This window comes from Pseudomonas entomophila, from assembly GCF_029478665.1.
GTDB lineage: Bacteria > Pseudomonadota > Gammaproteobacteria > Pseudomonadales > Pseudomonadaceae > Aquipseudomonas > Aquipseudomonas entomophila_F.
Genome location: NZ_JARPQB010000042.1, coordinates 74,947 through 90,682 on the forward strand (window position 1 = coordinate 74,947; position 15,736 = coordinate 90,682).

At 64.3% G+C, this 15,736-nt stretch carries 15 protein-coding genes; 12 read left to right on the forward strand and 3 right to left on the reverse strand.

The features are described from left to right. The first annotated feature begins 4 nt into the window (after positions 1–4). Genes P5705_RS19955 through P5705_RS19965 form a run of 3 tightly spaced genes read left to right on the forward strand, consistent with a single transcriptional unit; the run spans position 5 to position 2,303 of the window. Positions 5–712, forward strand: a complete 708-nt coding sequence (locus tag P5705_RS19955) for a DUF484 family protein (protein ID WP_277462662.1) — start codon at positions 5–7, stop codon at positions 710–712. Beyond that, a complete protein-coding gene (xerC, locus tag P5705_RS19960) occupies positions 712–1,611 on the forward strand; it encodes a tyrosine recombinase XerC (protein ID WP_277462663.1) in 900 nt (299 codons plus the stop codon). The genes P5705_RS19955 and xerC overlap by 1 nt, the downstream gene beginning before the upstream one ends. Then, a complete protein-coding gene (locus tag P5705_RS19965; RefSeq protein ID WP_277462664.1) occupies positions 1,608–2,303 on the forward strand; it encodes an HAD family hydrolase in 696 nt (231 codons plus the stop codon). Before xerC ends, P5705_RS19965 begins: the two co-directional genes overlap by 4 nt. A 204-nt stretch (positions 2,304–2,507) precedes the next feature. Here the strand turns inward: P5705_RS19965 and sutA are convergent, their stop codons facing one another. The 3 genes from sutA to glnK form a co-directional block, all read right to left on the reverse strand. Next, positions 2,508–2,837, reverse strand: a complete 330-nt coding sequence (gene sutA, locus P5705_RS19970; RefSeq protein ID WP_011536349.1) for a transcriptional regulator SutA — start codon at positions 2,835–2,837, stop codon at positions 2,508–2,510. 431 nt (positions 2,838–3,268) lie between these two features. Next, entirely contained in the window at positions 3,269–4,603 is a 1,335-nt protein-coding gene (locus tag P5705_RS19975; protein ID WP_240065427.1) for an ammonium transporter, read from the reverse strand. Between the two features lie 48 nt (positions 4,604–4,651). Beyond that, entirely contained in the window at positions 4,652–4,990 is a 339-nt protein-coding gene (glnK, locus tag P5705_RS19980) for a P-II family nitrogen regulator (protein WP_002555808.1), read from the reverse strand. 406 nt (positions 4,991–5,396) lie between these two features. On the opposite strand from glnK, the gene P5705_RS19985 reads away from it, so the two are divergent. From P5705_RS19985 to P5705_RS20025, 9 genes are all read left to right on the forward strand, one after another. Next, a complete protein-coding gene (locus P5705_RS19985; RefSeq protein ID WP_240065426.1) occupies positions 5,397–5,660 on the forward strand; it encodes an accessory factor UbiK family protein in 264 nt (87 codons plus the stop codon). Between the two features lie 24 nt (positions 5,661–5,684). Then, complete coding sequence (locus P5705_RS19990; RefSeq protein WP_277462665.1) at positions 5,685–6,113, forward strand: TOBE domain-containing protein; 429 nt, start codon at positions 5,685–5,687, stop codon at positions 6,111–6,113. Positions 6,114–7,053: 940 nt separating this feature from the next. Beyond that, positions 7,054–9,765 carry a magnesium-translocating P-type ATPase gene (gene mgtA / locus P5705_RS19995; protein WP_277462666.1) on the forward strand — a complete coding sequence of 904 codons (2,712 nt, stop codon included), beginning with the start codon at positions 7,054–7,056 and terminating at the stop codon, positions 9,763–9,765. Between the two features lie 9 nt (positions 9,766–9,774). Continuing rightward, a complete protein-coding gene (locus P5705_RS20000; protein WP_277462667.1) occupies positions 9,775–10,140 on the forward strand; it encodes a DUF2493 domain-containing protein in 366 nt (121 codons plus the stop codon). A gap of 184 nt (positions 10,141–10,324) precedes the next feature. After that, positions 10,325–10,603, forward strand: a complete 279-nt coding sequence (locus tag P5705_RS20005) for a type II toxin-antitoxin system Phd/YefM family antitoxin (protein WP_277462668.1) — start codon at positions 10,325–10,327, stop codon at positions 10,601–10,603. Next, positions 10,575–10,883 carry a Txe/YoeB family addiction module toxin gene (locus P5705_RS20010; protein ID WP_277462669.1) on the forward strand — a complete coding sequence of 103 codons (309 nt, stop codon included), beginning with the start codon at positions 10,575–10,577 and terminating at the stop codon, positions 10,881–10,883. The genes P5705_RS20005 and P5705_RS20010 overlap by 29 nt, the downstream gene beginning before the upstream one ends. 129 nt (positions 10,884–11,012) lie before the next feature. After that, entirely contained in the window at positions 11,013–12,500 is a 1,488-nt protein-coding gene (locus tag P5705_RS20015) for a YifB family Mg chelatase-like AAA ATPase (protein ID WP_277462670.1), read from the forward strand. Positions 12,501–12,714: 214 nt separating this feature from the next. After that, on the forward strand, positions 12,715–12,954 hold the full coding sequence (locus P5705_RS20020; protein WP_277462671.1) for a DUF2790 domain-containing protein: 240 nt from the start codon (positions 12,715–12,717) through the stop codon (positions 12,952–12,954). Between the two features lie 269 nt (positions 12,955–13,223). Further along, a complete protein-coding gene (locus P5705_RS20025; RefSeq protein WP_277462672.1) occupies positions 13,224–15,011 on the forward strand; it encodes a monovalent cation:proton antiporter-2 (CPA2) family protein in 1,788 nt (595 codons plus the stop codon). Positions 15,012–15,736 lie beyond the last annotated feature (725 nt).

The following is a 15,736-nucleotide window of genomic DNA, read 5'->3' on the forward strand; positions in this document are numbered from 1 at the left end:
CGCCATGACCGATCAGCCTACAGTTGCACCCCAGGCCAACGCGCTCGACGAAGACGCCGTGGTCGCCTACCTGCGCGCTCACCCCAGCTTCTTCGCCGAGCACGACGAGCTGCTGCTCGAGCAGCGCATCCCCCACCAGCGCGGCGACAGCGTGTCGCTGGTGGAGCGCCAGCTCAAGCTGCTGCGCGACCGCAACATCGAGATGCGCCATCGCCTGTCGCAATTGATGGACGTGGCCCGCGACAACGACCGGCTGTTCGACAAGACCCGCCGGCTGATCCTCGACCTGCTAGATGCCAGCAGCCTGGAAGAAGTGGTGATGGCGGTCGAGGACAGCCTGCGCCAGGAATTCCAGGTACCCTTCGTCAGCCTGATCCTGTTCGGCGAAAACGCCGCGCCGGTCGGCCGCTGGGTCCCGGGCGCCGAGGCGCAACAAGCCATCGGCGGCCTGATCGGCGGCGGCAAGACCATCAGCGGTAGCCTGCGCGAGCACGAACTGGCCTTCCTGTTCGGCGACACGGCACACAAGGAAGTCGGCTCCAGCGCCGTGGCCACCCTCGAACACCAGGGCCTGCACGGTGTGCTGGCGATCGGCAGCCGCGACCCGCAGCACTACAAGAGCAGCGTCGGCACCCTGTTCCTCAGCTACATCGCCGAGGTGCTCGGCCGCGTGCTGCCGCGCTTCACCCAAACGCTGCGCTCGGTGCGCTGATGGAACGCCAGCTGGAAGCTTATTGCGCACACCTGCGCAACGAGCGCCAGGTGTCCGGGCACACCCTGCTGGCCTACCGCCGCGACCTCGAGGCAGTCATCGAATTCTGCAACAACCAAGGCATCGCCGGTTGGGACGCGCTGCAAGTCCTGCAGTTGCGCCAAATGGTGGCCCGCCAGCACCACCATGGTCAGTCCTCGCGCAGCCTGGCACGGCTGCTCTCGGCGGTACGCGGCCTGTACCGCTACCTCAACCGCGAAGGCCTGTGCCAGCACGACCCGGCCAACGGCCTGGCGCCACCGAAGGGCGAGCGCCGCCTGCCCAAGACCCTGGATACCGACCGCGCCCTGCAGTTGCTCGACGGCGGCGTCGACGACGACTTCATCGCCCGGCGCGACCAGGCCATACTCGAACTGTTCTACTCCTCGGGCCTGCGCCTGTCGGAACTGGCCGGCCTCGACCTGGAACACCTGGACCTGACCGACGGGCTGGTCCAGGTACTCGGCAAGGGCGGCAAGAGCCGCGTGCTGCCGGTCGGGCGCAAGGCCCGCGAAGCCTTGCAGGAATGGTTCAGACTGCGTGGCATTGCCGCCCCCCGGGACGGCGCGGTATTCATCACCCGCCAGGGCAACCGCTTGAGCACACGGGCCATCCAGATGCGGGTCAAGACCTTCGGCGAGCGCGAGCTGGGCCAGCACCTGCACCCGCACATGCTCCGCCACTCCTTCGCCAGCCACCTGCTGGAATCGTCCCAGGACCTGCGCGCGGTGCAGGAGATGCTCGGCCACGCCGACATCAGCACCACCCAGATCTACACCCACCTGGACTTCCAGCACCTGGCCGCCGTGTACGACAGCGCCCACCCCCGGGCCAAACGCAGCAAAGGCAGCGAATCATGAGCATCAAGCTGATCACCTTCGACCTGGACGACACCCTGTGGGACACCGCGCCGGTGATCGCCAGCGCCGAGACCGTCCTGCGCGACTGGCTGGCGGCCAATGCACCGATCCTCGGCGGGGTGCCGATCGAGCACCTGTTCGCCATTCGCGAGCGGCTGGTGCAAGCCGAGCCGGGCCTCAAGTACCGCATCAGCGCCCTGCGTCGTCGCGTGCTGTTCCACGCCCTTGAAGAAGTCGGATATAGCGAGAAGCACGCTCAGGAGCTGGCCAACGAGGGTTTCGAGGTGTTCCTGCATGCCCGGCACCAGATCGAGGTATTTCCCGAGGTGCAGCCGGTGCTGGAGATCCTGCGCCACCAATTCATCCTCGGCGTGGTCACCAACGGCAATGCCGACGTACGCCGGCTGGGGCTGGCGGACTACTTCAAGTTCGCGCTGTGCGCCGAGGACCTGGGTATCGGCAAGCCCGACCCGGCACCGTTCATGGAAGCCCTGAAGCGGGGCGATGTGGACGCGCAGGCCGCGGTGCACGTTGGCGACCACCCGGGCGACGATATCGCCGGGGCCCAGCGCGCAGGGCTGCGAGCGGTGTGGTTCAACCCGCAGCGCAAGGCCTGGGCCGGTGAACAGGCGCCGGATGCCGAGATCCAGCGGTTGTCGCAGCTACCCGACGTCCTGTCTCGCTGGCGCTGACAGAACATCGCCCTTCTGCCCCTGTAGGAGCGGCCTTGTGCCGCGAATGGGCCGCAAAGCGGCCCCAGGATCCTTGCCACCACTGAATCCCAGGGGCCGCTGCGCGCCCCATTCGCGGCACAAGGCCGCTCCTACAGAGACCGCGCAAACCTGACAGGCACAAAAAAGCCCGCAGCGACGGCGGGCTTCTTTGCATTCAACCACTCAGATAGGGCGGCTGCCGTACTTGTTGTCCGGCTTCTTGGGCGGATCGGCGACCACGTTGGCCTCCACTTCCTGCACCTTGCCACCGCGCGACAGGAACTCTTCCATCGCCTTGGCCAGCGCATCGCGCTCTTTCTGCTTGGCTTCCATGCTCGGCATCTCGTCTACCGAGACAGCCGCCTTGGATTTGCCCTTGGCAGCGGGTGCGGGGCTGCTGTCGTCATCGCCAGCGTCTTCCGCGCCATCGTCAGCGGCCGCTTCGAGGCCTTCATCAGCCTCGTCTTCGTCGCCTACTTCGAGGTCGTCATTTTCCAGATCGTCGTCGCTCATGTTCTACCTCATGACTTGCGAAAAGCAGGTTAGTTATAGACCGGTGCAGCCGTAGACCGGCAGCCACCAGTGAAAATTCAACTGGCCGTGGGTTGGCCACTGCCCTGGGTGTCCGCCCCCTCATGGGGGGCCTGGCACCCTGCAGGCCCTGCTCCTGGCAAGGCCTGACAAAATACGTTGTACCCTTGCTGGCCACAGGCTATTGGCAAGCCTAGCAAAGGGTGGCGAAGTGTGTGGACTACTCGTCCAGCTTCCTTCGGCGCGCATTCTAGCGCGCTCGCAGAAAAAGCAAAGCACCAGAAACACCCGATGGCTTGTAAGTTTTCCGCCCAGGTCGCGAACAGGTGGGGTAAACCGTTTGCATCGCGTAAAGCAGCAAACTACAGGCAAAAAAATGCCCGGCGAACCGGGCAAGTTTTCCAGCGTGGCGGTTACAGGTTGTAGCCGCGCTCGTTGTGTTGAGCCAGGTCGAGGCCGACCGACTCTTCTTCTTCGCTGACCCGCAGGCCCATCACCAGGTCGAGCACCTTGAGGATCACGTAGGTGGCGATAGCGGTGTAGACCACGGTAAAGATCACGCCCTTGGCCTGGATCCAGAACTGCGCGGCGATGTCGGTGACCGCACCGAAGCCACCCAGCGCCGGCGCTGCGAACACACCGGTGAGCAGGGCGCCGATGATGCCGCCGATACCGTGCACGCCGAAGGCGTCGAGGGAGTCGTCATAGCCCAGCTTGCGCTTGAGGCTGGTGGCGCAGAAGTAGCAGACGATGCCGGACACCAGGCCGATCACCAGGGCGCCCATCGGGCCGACGGTACCCGCGGCCGGCGTGATGGCGACCAGACCGGCGACCACGCCCGAGGCGATGCCCAGCGCGCTGGGTTTGCCGTGGAAGATCCACTCGGCGAACATCCAGCCCAACGCGGCGGCGGCGGTGGCGATCTGGGTCACCAGCATGGCCATGCCAGCGGTGCCGTTGGCCGCGGCGGCGGAACCGGCGTTGAAACCGAACCAGCCGATCCACAGCATGGCCGCGCCCATCAGGGTGTAGCCCAGGTTGTGCGGCGCCATTGGCGTGGTGGGGTAGCCCTTGCGCTTGCCCAGCACCAGGCAGCAGACCAGGCCGGCGATACCGGCATTGATGTGCACCACGGTGCCGCCGGCGAAGTCGAGCACGCCCCAGTCCCACATCAGCGCGCCATCACCGCTCCAGACCATGTGCGCAATCGGCGCGTAGACCAGGGTGAACCACACGCCCATGAAGATCAGCATCGCCGAGAACTTCATGCGTTCGGCGAAGGCTCCGACGATCAGCGCCGGGGTGATGATGGCGAAGGTCATCTGGAAGGTGATGAACACCGCTTCAGGGAACAGCGCGGTGGCCGAAGTCAGGCCCGACGGCGTGACGCCGCTGAGGAACGCCTTGGAGAAGCCACCGATGAAGGAATTGAAGTTGAGCACACCCTTTTCCATACCGGCGGTATCGAAAGCCAGGCTATAGCCGTAGATGACCCACAGGATGCTGATCAGCCCGGTGATGGCGAAGCACTGCATCATCACCGACAGCACGTTCTTCGAGCGCACCATGCCGCCGTAGAACAGGGCCAGGCCCGGGATGGTCATGAACAGGACCAGCGCCGTCGAGGTGAGCATCCAGGCGGTGTCGCCGGAGTTCAGCACCGGGGCGGCCGTTTCCTCGGCCAGGGCCAGCCCTGGCATTACGAGGGACAATAGGGCTCCTAGCCCTGCGATCTTGCGCAGAGTCATGTTGTTTTCTCCTGGGGCGTTGGGTTTGGTGAGGCGTTGTTCTGGCGCTTAGATCGCGTCGGTATCGGTTTCGCCGGTACGGATGCGGATCGCCTGCTCCAGGTTGACCACGAAGATCTTGCCGTCGCCGATCTTGCCGGTGTTGGCCGCCTTGGTGATGGCCTCGATCACCCGATCAAGGTCCTTGTCGTCGATGGCCACATCGATCTTCACCTTGGGCAGGAAATCGACCACGTATTCGGCGCCGCGGTACAGCTCGGTGTGACCCTTCTGACGACCGAAGCCTTTGACTTCGGTGACGGTGATGCCCTGCACGCCGATTTCCGACAGCGACTCGCGCACGTCGTCCAGCTTGAACGGCTTGATGATGGCAGTGACTAGCTTCATGAAACTCTCTCCCGATTTGGTGGACTTGCCCCAGGAAAACAAACCCGACTCAAGTCTAAGCGCAGCGCCTGGCTTTGTAACGCGTCGTCGGCTCCATCCTCCCTGCCGACGCACGATCCGACGGTGACGAACGACCCTCCGGCTCCGCCTGCGCACTGCCTGGTCACAACGGACTGCATCAGTGCATGGCTCGATCAGGTCTTTGCAGAAACCTTGCCAGTTGGCGCAAGTGACGAAAAAACAGCGAGTTGCGTGAACAGGCAGGGATTGGCCAATCGCCAGCAGCGAAAAAGCGCACAAAATCGGTGCGCGACCTTTGGCCGCCCTGCGCGAAAAGCGTGCAGCGCAAGCGGGCAAAAGGCGCGTGCTACACTGCTGCCCTTTCAGTGATCAGCGGATAGCCAACATGCTCGCGCCCAAAGCCTTTCTCGATGCCCTGAGCGACCAAGCCTCGCGCCTGTTCAGCGGCGACACCGCTGCGCCTCGCGCCGAACTGGAAAGCCAGTTCAAGGTGCTGATGCAGGGCGCCTTCAGCAAGCTCGACCTGGTCAGCCGCGAAGAGTTCGACAGCCAAATGGTGGTGCTGGCCCGCACCCGCGCCCGGTTGGAAGCCCTGGAGAAACAGGTCGCCGAGCTGGAAGCACGGATGGCGCCGCCCACCGCGGAATAACAATCGATACACGGAGCGTTTCCCATGAAAGTCAGTGCCCGCAATGTCTTCGAAGGCAAGGTCAGTGCAGTCCAGCCAGGCGCGGTCAACGCCGAAGTCGAGCTGACCCTCGCCGGTGGCGAGAAACTGGTCGCAGTGGTCACCATGGCCAGCCTGCACAACCTCAACATCAATGTCGGCAAGCAGGCCGTGGCGCTGGTGAAGGCCCCTTGGGTGGTGCTGATGACCGATGCCGCCGGCTACAAACTGTCGGCGCGCAACAGCCTGGAAGGCGAAGTGGTGCGAGTCGGCGACGGCGCGGTGAACGCCGAGGTAGTCCTGAAGCTGGCCGGTGGCACCGAGGTCTATGCCATCGTCACCCGTGAAGCGGTGCAGGAGCTCGGTCTCAAGCCAGGCGTAAAAGCCACCGCGCTGATCAAGGCCTCGCACATCATCCTCGGCGCCAAGGCCTGATGACCACGGGCCACTGATCTTGCGTGGCCTCTGTAGGAGCGGCTTTAGCCGCGATCACCCGCAAGGCGGGTGCCACACACCGCGATGCCTGCATCGCGGCTAAAGCCGCTCCTACAGCCAACTCACGCAAAACCAAATATTCCCTGAACCAACCAGATGAAACTTATTTAAGTTTCACCTCCCCGGTTGACTTGCCCGCTATGCTTTGCATAAAGTTCACCCGCCCCAAAAAGCGGGCCTTTATTTCAACTCACGAAGAATTCAATGGACACAGTATCTAGTCGCTGCCTGGCCGCTTTTGCCTGCCAGGCACTTGAACCGGAACTCCGGGCCCGCCCCCAAGGTCGGGCAAGCCGCGCCAGAGCCTGATTGCTCCGCCGTCGCTTGCCGCCCCGGGTGCCCGCCCGGTCGGAGGCAAGCTCATGAACTTCATCACCTTTGTCCGCGATCGCCTGCACGCCCCGGCGCGCAAGGCCTTACCATGCCTGCTCCCACTCCGCGCGACCGCTCCACGGCTGCGCGCAATCTGGCTACCCCAGCCAGGTAGCCCTGCCCTGCGCCTGCACTGGCACACCGAAGACACCCAGGAACCGCCCAGTCGATGGCGCGCCCGCCTGTGCTTCTGCTGACCGGCGCGATGCATGCCTGACCCTGAACTGACGACACATCAAACGTCAGACTTTCACGAACTTTAAATATTAAAAGTTCGCAGGACTCTTATTGCCTGACATTTATTCGAGGTTTCAAAAAGACCATGGAATCCGCCAGTAGAAAGTTCGCTGCCGATCTTATTTCCGGCATTCGCCAGCGAACACGTAAACGTCGGAAAAACCACGTTTTCCATCGATCGAATGATCGCGGCCCGAGACACGTTCACTCACCCACCCAACAGTGAGTCGACTGTGTGTCGTGCCGTCTCCTGCGGCAGGAGCACAGCCAAATGACCGTAAAAGACCGCAACACCACGAGCAAAGCCGGCGCAGACGCCCGCCTCTCCATGCGCGCCGCCCGCGAGGCACGCAACGGCCTGGCCGTCACCCTCGCCAACCTCGACACCAGTGAACGGGGCCTGACCGAGCACGAAGCCACCAAGCGCCTGCACCGCGACGGCGGTAACGAAGTCGCCCACGACAAAGCGGAACTGGCCCTGGTGCAACTGCTCAAGGCCCTGCACAACCCCTTCATCTATGTATTGCTGACCCTGGCCGGGATCAGCTTCGTCACCGACTACTGGCTGCCCCTGCGCGCAGGTGAAGTGGAGGATGCCGACCTGACCAAGGTCATCATCATCATGACCATGGTCAGCGCCAGCGGCCTGCTGCGCTTCTGGCAGGAATACCGTTCGACCAAGGCCGCCGAAGCCCTCAAGGCCATGGTCCGCACCACCGCCACCGTGCTGCGCCGCGAACGCCACGACCAGGCCCCGCGCCTGCGCGAAGTGCCGATGAACGAACTGGTGGCCGGCGACATCGTGCAGCTCAGCGCCGGCGACATGATCCCCGCCGACATCCGCCTGATCGAGTCCCGCGACCTGTTCATCAGCCAGGCCGTGCTCACCGGCGAAGCCTTGCCGGTGGAAAAGTACGACACCCTGGGCCACGTCGCACAGAAGTCCGCCGGTGACAGCGCCAGCGCTGAAGGCAACCTCCTCGACCTGCCCAACATCGGTTTCATGGGCACCAACGTGGTCAGTGGCCGTGCCCGCGCCGTGGTAGTGGCCACCGGCAAGCGCACCTACTTCGGTTCGCTGGCCAAGGCCATCGCCGGCTCGCGCGGCCAGACCGCCTTCGACCGCGGAGTGAACAGCGTCAGCCGTCTGCTGATCCGCTTCATGCTGGTGATGGTGCCGGTGGTGTTCATGCTCAATGGCGTGGTCAAGGGCGACTGGAGCGACGCCTTCCTGTTCGCCCTGGCCGTGGCCGTGGGCCTTACCCCGGAAATGCTGCCGATGATCGTCAGCGCCAACCTGGCCAAGGGCGCCGTGGCCATGGCCCGGCGCAAAGTGGTGGTCAAGCGCCTGAACGCCATCCAGAACTTAGGCTCGATGGATGTGCTGTGCACCGACAAGACCGGCACCCTCACGCAGGACCGGATCATCCTCGAGCACCACATCGACCCCAGCGGCCGCGCCGACCCGCGCTTGCTCGAACTGGCCTGGCTGAACAGCCACCACCAGAGCGGCGTGAAGAACCTGATGGACCAGGCCGTGCTGCGCTTCGCCGGTGAGAACGGCAGCTTCCAGCCGCCCTACGCCTACGCCAAGGTCGACGAACTGCCCTTCGATTTCATCCGCCGTCGCCTGTCGGTGATCGTCAAGGATGCCCTGGGCGATCACCTGCTGGTGAGCAAAGGCGCGGTCGAAGAAGTGCTGGCCATCGCCACCCACGTGGAGCAGGACGGCCAGCGGGTCATGCTCGACGACCTCCGGCGCCAGCAGCTGCTCGCCACCGCAGCCACCTTCAACCAGGAAGGCTTCCGCGTGCTGCTGGTCGGCACCCGCGAGATTCCCGCCATCGAAGGCAAGGCCCAGTACCACACCGACGACGAGCGCGAGCTGGTGATCCGTGGCTTCCTGACCTTCCTCGACCCACCCAAGGAAACCGCCGGCCCGGCTATCGCCGCCCTGCGTGAGATGGGCGTGAACGTGAAGGTACTCACCGGCGACAACCCGGTGGTCACCTGCAAGGTCTGCCGCGAAGTAGGCCTGGAGCCCGGCCAGCCGCTGCTCGGCCAGGACATCGAGCGCCTCGACGACACCCAGCTCAAGGTGCTGGTCGAGGAACGCACGGTGTTCGCCAAGCTCACCCCGCTGCAGAAGTCGCGGGTGCTCAAGGCGCTGCAAGCCAATGGCCACACCGTGGGCTTCCTCGGCGACGGCATCAACGACGCCCCGGCCCTGCGGGATGCCGACGTCGGTATTTCGGTGGACAGCGGCACCGACATCGCCAAGGAGTCGGCCGACATCATCCTCCTGGAAAAGAGCCTGATGGTGCTGGAAGAGGGTGTGCTCAAGGGCCGGGAAACCTTCGGCAACATCATGAAGTACCTGTGCATGACCGCCAGCTCCAACTTCGGCAACGTGTTCTCGGTGCTGGTGGCCAGCGCCTTCATTCCGTTCATGCCGATGCTGGCGATCCACCTGTTGCTGCAGAACCTGATGTACGACTTCTCCCAGCTGTCGCTGCCGTGGGACCGCATGGACAAGCAGTTCCTGCGCGAGCCGCGCAAGTGGGATGCGCGCAACATCGGCCGCTTCATGCTGTGGATCGGGCCAACGTCGTCGATCTTCGACATCACCACTTTTGCCCTGATGTGGTACGTGTTCGCCGCCAACAGCGTGGAAATGCAGGCGCTGTTCCAGTCCGGCTGGTTCGTCGAGGGGCTGCTGTCGCAGACGCTGGTGGTGCACATGCTGCGCACCCGCAAGGTGCCGTTCATCCAGAGCACCGCGGCGCTGCCGGTGATCCTGGCGACAGGGCTGGTGATGTGCCTGGGCATCTACATCCCCTTCTCGCCGCTGGGGGCGATGGTCGGGCTGGTGCCGCTGCCGTGGGAGTACTTCCCTTGGCTGGCCGCGACCCTGCTGGGCTACTGCCTGGTCGCGCAGACCATGAAGACCCTGTACATCCGCCGCTTCGGCCAGTGGTTCTGAGGGGTGGCCATGCGAGTACTGATCTGCGCAGGGCGCAACTACGCCGACAGCCGCCGCTGCCGCCTGGCGCTGGACGACCTCCAGCGCCAGCAACCGATTCGTGTGCTGATCCATGGCGGCAGCCAGCATCTGGGGGGCGATATCGAAGCTTGGGCCCGCGAACATGGCACCGATATCGTCCGCTACCCGCCCAACTGGCAACTGCATGGCAAGCTGGCCGAGCGGTTGCGCAATGTCTTCATGTTGCGCGACAGCCGGCCAGATGCGGTGTTGGCGCTGCCCGGCGGGGATGACACCGAAGAGCTGCTGGCCAGGGCACGAGGGGCTGGGATTGCGGTATTGAATGGGCACGAGCCCAAGGCCCAGCGTCGTTGAAAGATATGGATGCACTCTAAGGCCGCTCAAGCCCCAACACACCACTACGCTGGCTGGACCCTTGGTCAGGCTTGAATGGATGCAGCCTGTTTCATTGTACAAAATTAAGTACTATGATCAGCCACCCACCAAAGGGTCTTCCGGCTACGGCCATGGCCTGACTTTATGTCAGGAAGGAAACACGATGCAGATACTCACTTTCAGTCAGGCGCGCGCCGGCTTGAAGCAAACGATGGACGATGTCTGCCGGGACCACGAGCCCGCCGTCATCACACGCCAACGCGGCGAGCCTGTCGTCCTTCTATCCCTGGAGGACTACAACTCGATGGCTGAAACCGTTTACCTGCTGGGGAACGGCAAGAACGCCTCGCGACTGCGAGAGTCCGTTGCACAGCACAAAGCCGGGAAAGCCTTCGCCAAGGAAATTTCCCTGAATGTCGCAGCAGAAGAAAAAACAACGTAACAAACAGGAAGCTCGCACAAGCGTATCGATCTCGTTCACCCTCCATGGGTGGGATGACTACCAGCACTGGAAGTCCAACGACGAAGCCATCTCCGCCGAAGTGGATCGCTTGCTCTGCGAATGCCTGCGAACACCGTTCACCGGTACCGGCAAACCTGAAGCGCTCCGGGGTGATCTGACCGGCTACTACTCCCGACGCATCACAAAAACACACCGACTGGTCTACCTGTACGAAGCCGGTACCTTGACCGTTCTCGCCTGCCGCTATCACTACGAGTGACGCCGCCAGCGACCGCCTCAGATCCGCTGCAATATGCGGTCGCACTCTTCCCCTCTCGACCTCCGAGTTATCACTACGCTGTGCAAGGCCGCTGGATGCGGCCTTACTTCAAGCAAGCACGGAGCGCCCATGTCCCTCGCCCTCGTCCACAGCCGCGCCCAGGTCGGCGTGCTGGCGCCACCTGTCAGCGTCGAAACCCACCTGGCTAATGGCCTGCCCACCCTCACTCTGGTCGGCCTGCCGGAGGCTACGGTCAAGGAGAGCAAGGACCGCGTACGCAGCGCTATCGTCAACTCGGGGCTGGACTACCCGGCCCGGCGCATCACCCAGAACCTCGCCCCCGCCGACTTGCCCAAGGACGGCGGGCGCTATGACCTGGCCATCGCCCTGGGCATCCTCGCCGCCAACGGCCAGGTGCCGGTGGCCACCCTCGATGACATCGAATGCCTGGGCGAGCTGGCGTTGTCCGGGGCGTTGCGGCCAGTACAGGGGGTGTTGCCTGCAGCCCTCGCCGCACGCGATGCCGGCCGGGCGCTGGTAGTACCCCGCGAGAATGCCGAAGAGGCCAGTCTGGCCAGCGGGTTGGTGGTGTATGCCGTGGGTACCTTGCAGGAACTGGTCGCCCACCTGAGCGGGCAGCTGCCCCTGCCGCCCTATGCGGCCAACGGCCTGCTGCTGGAGCAACGGCCCTACCCGGACCTGAGCGAAGTCCAGGGCCAGGTCGCCGCCAAGCGCGCCCTGCTGGTAGCCGCTGCCGGGGGGCACAACCTGCTGTTCACCGGCCCGCCCGGCACCGGCAAGACCTTGCTTGCCAGCCGCCTGCCCGGCCTGTTGCCTCCGCTGGACGAGCGCGAAGCGCTGGAGGTCGCGGCCATCCGTTCGGTCAGCGGCCATGCCCCGCTCGACAGCTGGCCACAACGGCCATTTCGCCATCCGCACCATTCCGCGTCCGGCCCGGCGCTGGTCGGTGGTGGCAGCCGGCCACAGCCCGGCGAGATCACCCTGGCGCACCACGGCGTGTTGTTTCTCGATGAACTGCCGGAGTTCGAGCGACGCGTGCTGGAGGTGCTGCGTGAGCCGCTGGAATCAGGTGAGATCGTGGTCGCCAGGGCCAAGGACCGGGTGCGTTTTCCGGCGCGTTTCCAGCTGGTGGCGGCGATGAACCCCTGCCCCTGCGGCTATTTCGGCGACCCTACCGGCCGCTGCCGCTGCAGCCCCGAACAGATCCAGCGTTATCGCAACAAACTCTCCGGCCCCCTGCTCGATCGTATCGACCTGCACCTGACCGTAGCGCGGGAAAGCACCGTGCTGAACAGCCAACCCAGCGGCGAGACCAGCGCCAGCGTTGCCCGCGTGGTAGCTGAGGCCCGCGAGCTGCAGCAGCGCCGGCAGGGCTGTGCCAATGCCTTTCTCGACCTCAAGGGCCTGCGCCGGCACTGCCTGTTGGAGCCGGCCGATCAGGCGTGGCTGGAGACAGCCTGCGAGCGATTGACCCTATCGTTGCGAGCGGCGCACCGGCTGCTGAAGGTGGCACGCACGCTGGCAGACCTGGAGAAGGCGCCCTACATCGCCAGGTCGCACCTGGCAGAGGCGTTGCAGTACCGGCCCAGCGCCTGACGCAGCCTTTGACACCAAACCTGTAGGAGCGGCTTTAGCCGCGATCACCGGCCACGCCGGTGCCACACACCACACATCCCGCATCGCGGCTAAAGCCGCTCCTACAGACACGCTCAATCGGTGTCATAGCGGAAATTTATTTTGCGCGCTAAATATTATCGAACAATATTTATCTCACGCACCAACCCCACTCAGCAGAACCCGGAGAACGACCATGACCCTTCGCAAAGCCTTCGCCCTTACCGTCACCGCCCTGACCCTCGGCACCAGTGCCGGTGCCTTCGCCACCGAGGCCACCCCCTACCGCTACGGCATGGAGCTGGACATCGCCCAGGTGGTCAAGGTCGACGCGCCCGCCACCACCCAGGACGCCACGCTGACCTACCGCGACAGCAGCGGCCAGTTGCGCGCCGTGAGTTACATGCAACCCACCATCCTCGCCAACCAGAACTGACAGGCGGCACAGGCCTTGAAGCAGCACCTCCAGTAACACCCTGCCCTCGTAGGAGCCGGCGTTGCCGGCGAACACCGGCAACGCCGGTGCCAGCCACCACGGCGTTTGGTTCGCCAGCAAGCTGGCTCCTACGGTACGGGGTGCCGGGCGTACCGTTCCTCTGAACGAACGATGCGTCACGCCCTGGCGGATTGTCGTTGCCACAGCCAATCCGCAAAATAGTGCTCCAGACACAACCGCTGCCCACGCAGTTCATGGAGCCCGAACCGATGCCACACGAAGGCAGCCTTCTACAAACCGCGGTGATCTTCCTGCTCGCCGCCGTCGTCGCCGTCCCCCTCGCCAAACGCCTGCAACTGGGCGCCGTGATCGGCTACCTGCTGGCCGGCGTGGCCATCGGCCCGCAGGCCCTGGGCCTGATCCGCGACACCGAAAGCGTCGCGCACATCTCCGAACTCGGTGTGGTGTTGCTGCTGTTCATCATTGGCCTTGAGCTGTCCCCGCGACGCCTGTGGCTGATGCGCAGATCGGTGTTCGGCGTCGGCACCGCGCAAGTGCTGCTGACGGGCGCGGTGATCGGCGCCATCGCCCTGTTCGGCTTTAGCCAGACACTGCCAGCCGCGCTGGTGTTGGGCCTGGGCCTGGCGCTGTCGTCCACGGCGCTGGGCTTGCAGAGCCTGGCCGAGACCAAGCAGCTCAACGCGCCCCATGGCCGCCTGGCGTTCGCCATCCTGCTGTTCCAGGACATCGCCGCGATCCCGCTGATCGCCCTGGTACCGCTGCTGGCCGCCAGCGGTCCGGACACCAGCCAAGGCGACAGCCTCGAACACGGGCTGAAGGTGTTCGCCAGCATCGCCGTGGTCGTCGTCGGCGGTCGCTACCTGCTGCGTCCACTGTTTCGCACCGTCGCCCGCACCGGCCTGCCGGAGGTGTCCACCGCCACCGCGCTGCTGGTGGTGATCGGCACCGCCTGGCTGATGGAGGAAGCCGGGGTTTCCATGGCCTTGGGCGCCTTCCTCGCCGGCCTGTTGCTGGCCGACTCGGAATATCGCCATGAGCTGGAAGCGCAGATCGAGCCGTTCAAGGGTTTGCTGTTGGGGCTGTTCTTCATCAGTGTCGGCATGGGCGCCAACCTGCGCCTGCTGCTGGAGATGCCGCTGGTGCTGCTGGGCCTGACCCTGCTGCTGATCGCCGTGAAGCTGGTGCTGCTGATCGGCGTCGGCCGCCTGGCGGGCGGGCTCAACAGCGCCAGCGCCCTGCGCCTGGGCATGGTGCTGGCGGCCGGTGGCGAGTTCGCCTTCGTGGTGTTCAAGCTGGGCAAGGACCAGGGGCTGTTCGATACCCAGACCTACGACCTGCTGCTGATGACCATCACCCTGTCGATGGCCATCACCCCGCTGCTGATGCTCGGTTGCGCCCGCGCCCTCAAACGCCCGCAACCGCCTCGCGAAGTGCCCGAGCACTACAAGAGCATCGACGCCGGCACCCCGCGCGTGGTGATCGTCGGCATGGGCCGCATGGGGCAGATCGTCGCGCGTATTTTGCGGGCGCAGAAGGTGCCGTTCATTGCCCTGGAAACCTCGGTGGACACCATCGAGATGACCCGCATGTTCGAGCAGGTGCCGGTGTTCTACGGCGACCCATCGCGCGCCGAGGTGCTGCATGCGGCGAAGGTCGGCGAGGCCGAGTACGTGATCATCACCATCGACGACCCGGAGGCCGCCACCCGCACCGCTGAGCACGTCAAGCGGCTGTACCCGCACCTGAAAGTGATCGCCCGGGCGCGCAACCGCCAGCATGTGCACAAGTTGATGGACGTGGGCGCCGACCCGATCCGCGAGACGTTCCATTCCAGCCTGGAAATGAGCCGGCGCACGTTGATTGGGCTGGGGTTGTCGGAAGAACAGGCGGCCTATCGGATCGAGCGGTTTGCCGAGCATGACGAGCAGGTGCTGGAAGCCCAGGGCCTGGTGCGAGACGACCGGGCCAAGGTGATGCAGACGGCCAAGGAGGCGCGGGTGGAGTTGGAACGGTTATTTGAGTCGGATGCGGATTGAGGTTTCATGGTGCATGCCTTGAGGGTTAGGGCGCCTATGAGATCGAGCGCCGCCCGCGCGGCGCATCGCGGCTAAAGCCGCTCCTACATTTGTTGCAACGTGCCGCACCTGTAAGGCCATGGTTGCCAGCCTTGGCGCATGGCGTGAGCCTGGCGGGGCGGCGGCAGCGCCAGCCGAAAAACCGCGTCGTGCCCACAAGGCGAACTACCATGGCCTATCGGTCATGGCCACGTTGCAACATCGGTCATGGCCACGTTGCAACAAATGTAGGAGCGGATTCATCCGCGATGCGCCGCGCGGGCGGCGCTCGATTTGGTAGGCGCCATAGCCCTCAAGGCATGCGCCCGGCAGCCACGACTCAAATCCCAACCGCATCAGACAGACCTCACAGCCACTGACGACTTTTCCCACTGGGCAGCCTACACCCCAGGAAATACCCTACGAAACCTGTCGATTCCCGTCTGATTGTCCGGGGAAATCATGCCCTCTAGGATCTCCCGGTCGCTGTCGGTTCAGCGATCGGGTGTGAAAACCCAATAATCCTTAGAAGGTGCCGTAATGGCAGTTGTATGCGGGAGGCCTCTGGCCTACCGGGTGACCTTCTTTCCGGATTTCCACCCCGTGTACAACTGCCGCCCTCTGCGTGGAAACGGACGGTTGCAGTCAAACCTCAAGAAGGAATCTGCAATGAAAAAGATCGTCCCCGACCCACCCCTCCCCGACAC

What these genes read in the sequence shown, in the direction of transcription:
- glnK (WP_002555808.1), bottom strand. Translation starts at nt 4,990, where the DNA reads ATGAAGCTAGTCACTGCCATCATCAAGCCGTTCAAGCTGGACGACGTG.
- P5705_RS20025 (WP_277462672.1), top strand. Translation starts at nt 13,224, where the DNA reads ATGCCACACGAAGGCAGCCTTCTACAAACCGCGGTGATCTTCCTGCTC.
- xerC (WP_277462663.1), top strand. Translation starts at nt 712, where the DNA reads ATGGAACGCCAGCTGGAAGCTTATTGCGCACACCTGCGCAACGAGCGC.
- P5705_RS20015 (WP_277462670.1), top strand. Translation starts at nt 11,013, where the DNA reads ATGTCCCTCGCCCTCGTCCACAGCCGCGCCCAGGTCGGCGTGCTGGCG.
- P5705_RS20005 (WP_277462668.1), top strand. Translation starts at nt 10,325, where the DNA reads ATGCAGATACTCACTTTCAGTCAGGCGCGCGCCGGCTTGAAGCAAACG.
- P5705_RS19985 (WP_240065426.1), top strand. Translation starts at nt 5,397, where the DNA reads ATGCTCGCGCCCAAAGCCTTTCTCGATGCCCTGAGCGACCAAGCCTCG.
- P5705_RS19965 (WP_277462664.1), top strand. Translation starts at nt 1,608, where the DNA reads ATGAGCATCAAGCTGATCACCTTCGACCTGGACGACACCCTGTGGGAC.
- sutA (WP_011536349.1), bottom strand. Translation starts at nt 2,837, where the DNA reads ATGAGCGACGACGATCTGGAAAATGACGACCTCGAAGTAGGCGACGAA.
- P5705_RS19990 (WP_277462665.1), top strand. Translation starts at nt 5,685, where the DNA reads ATGAAAGTCAGTGCCCGCAATGTCTTCGAAGGCAAGGTCAGTGCAGTC.
- P5705_RS20010 (WP_277462669.1), top strand. Translation starts at nt 10,575, where the DNA reads ATGTCGCAGCAGAAGAAAAAACAACGTAACAAACAGGAAGCTCGCACA.
- P5705_RS20000 (WP_277462667.1), top strand. Translation starts at nt 9,775, where the DNA reads ATGCGAGTACTGATCTGCGCAGGGCGCAACTACGCCGACAGCCGCCGC.
- P5705_RS19975 (WP_240065427.1), bottom strand. Translation starts at nt 4,603, where the DNA reads ATGACTCTGCGCAAGATCGCAGGGCTAGGAGCCCTATTGTCCCTCGTA.
- P5705_RS19955 (WP_277462662.1), top strand. Translation starts at nt 5, where the DNA reads ATGACCGATCAGCCTACAGTTGCACCCCAGGCCAACGCGCTCGACGAA.
- mgtA (WP_277462666.1), top strand. Translation starts at nt 7,054, where the DNA reads ATGACCGTAAAAGACCGCAACACCACGAGCAAAGCCGGCGCAGACGCC.
- P5705_RS20020 (WP_277462671.1), top strand. Translation starts at nt 12,715, where the DNA reads ATGACCCTTCGCAAAGCCTTCGCCCTTACCGTCACCGCCCTGACCCTC.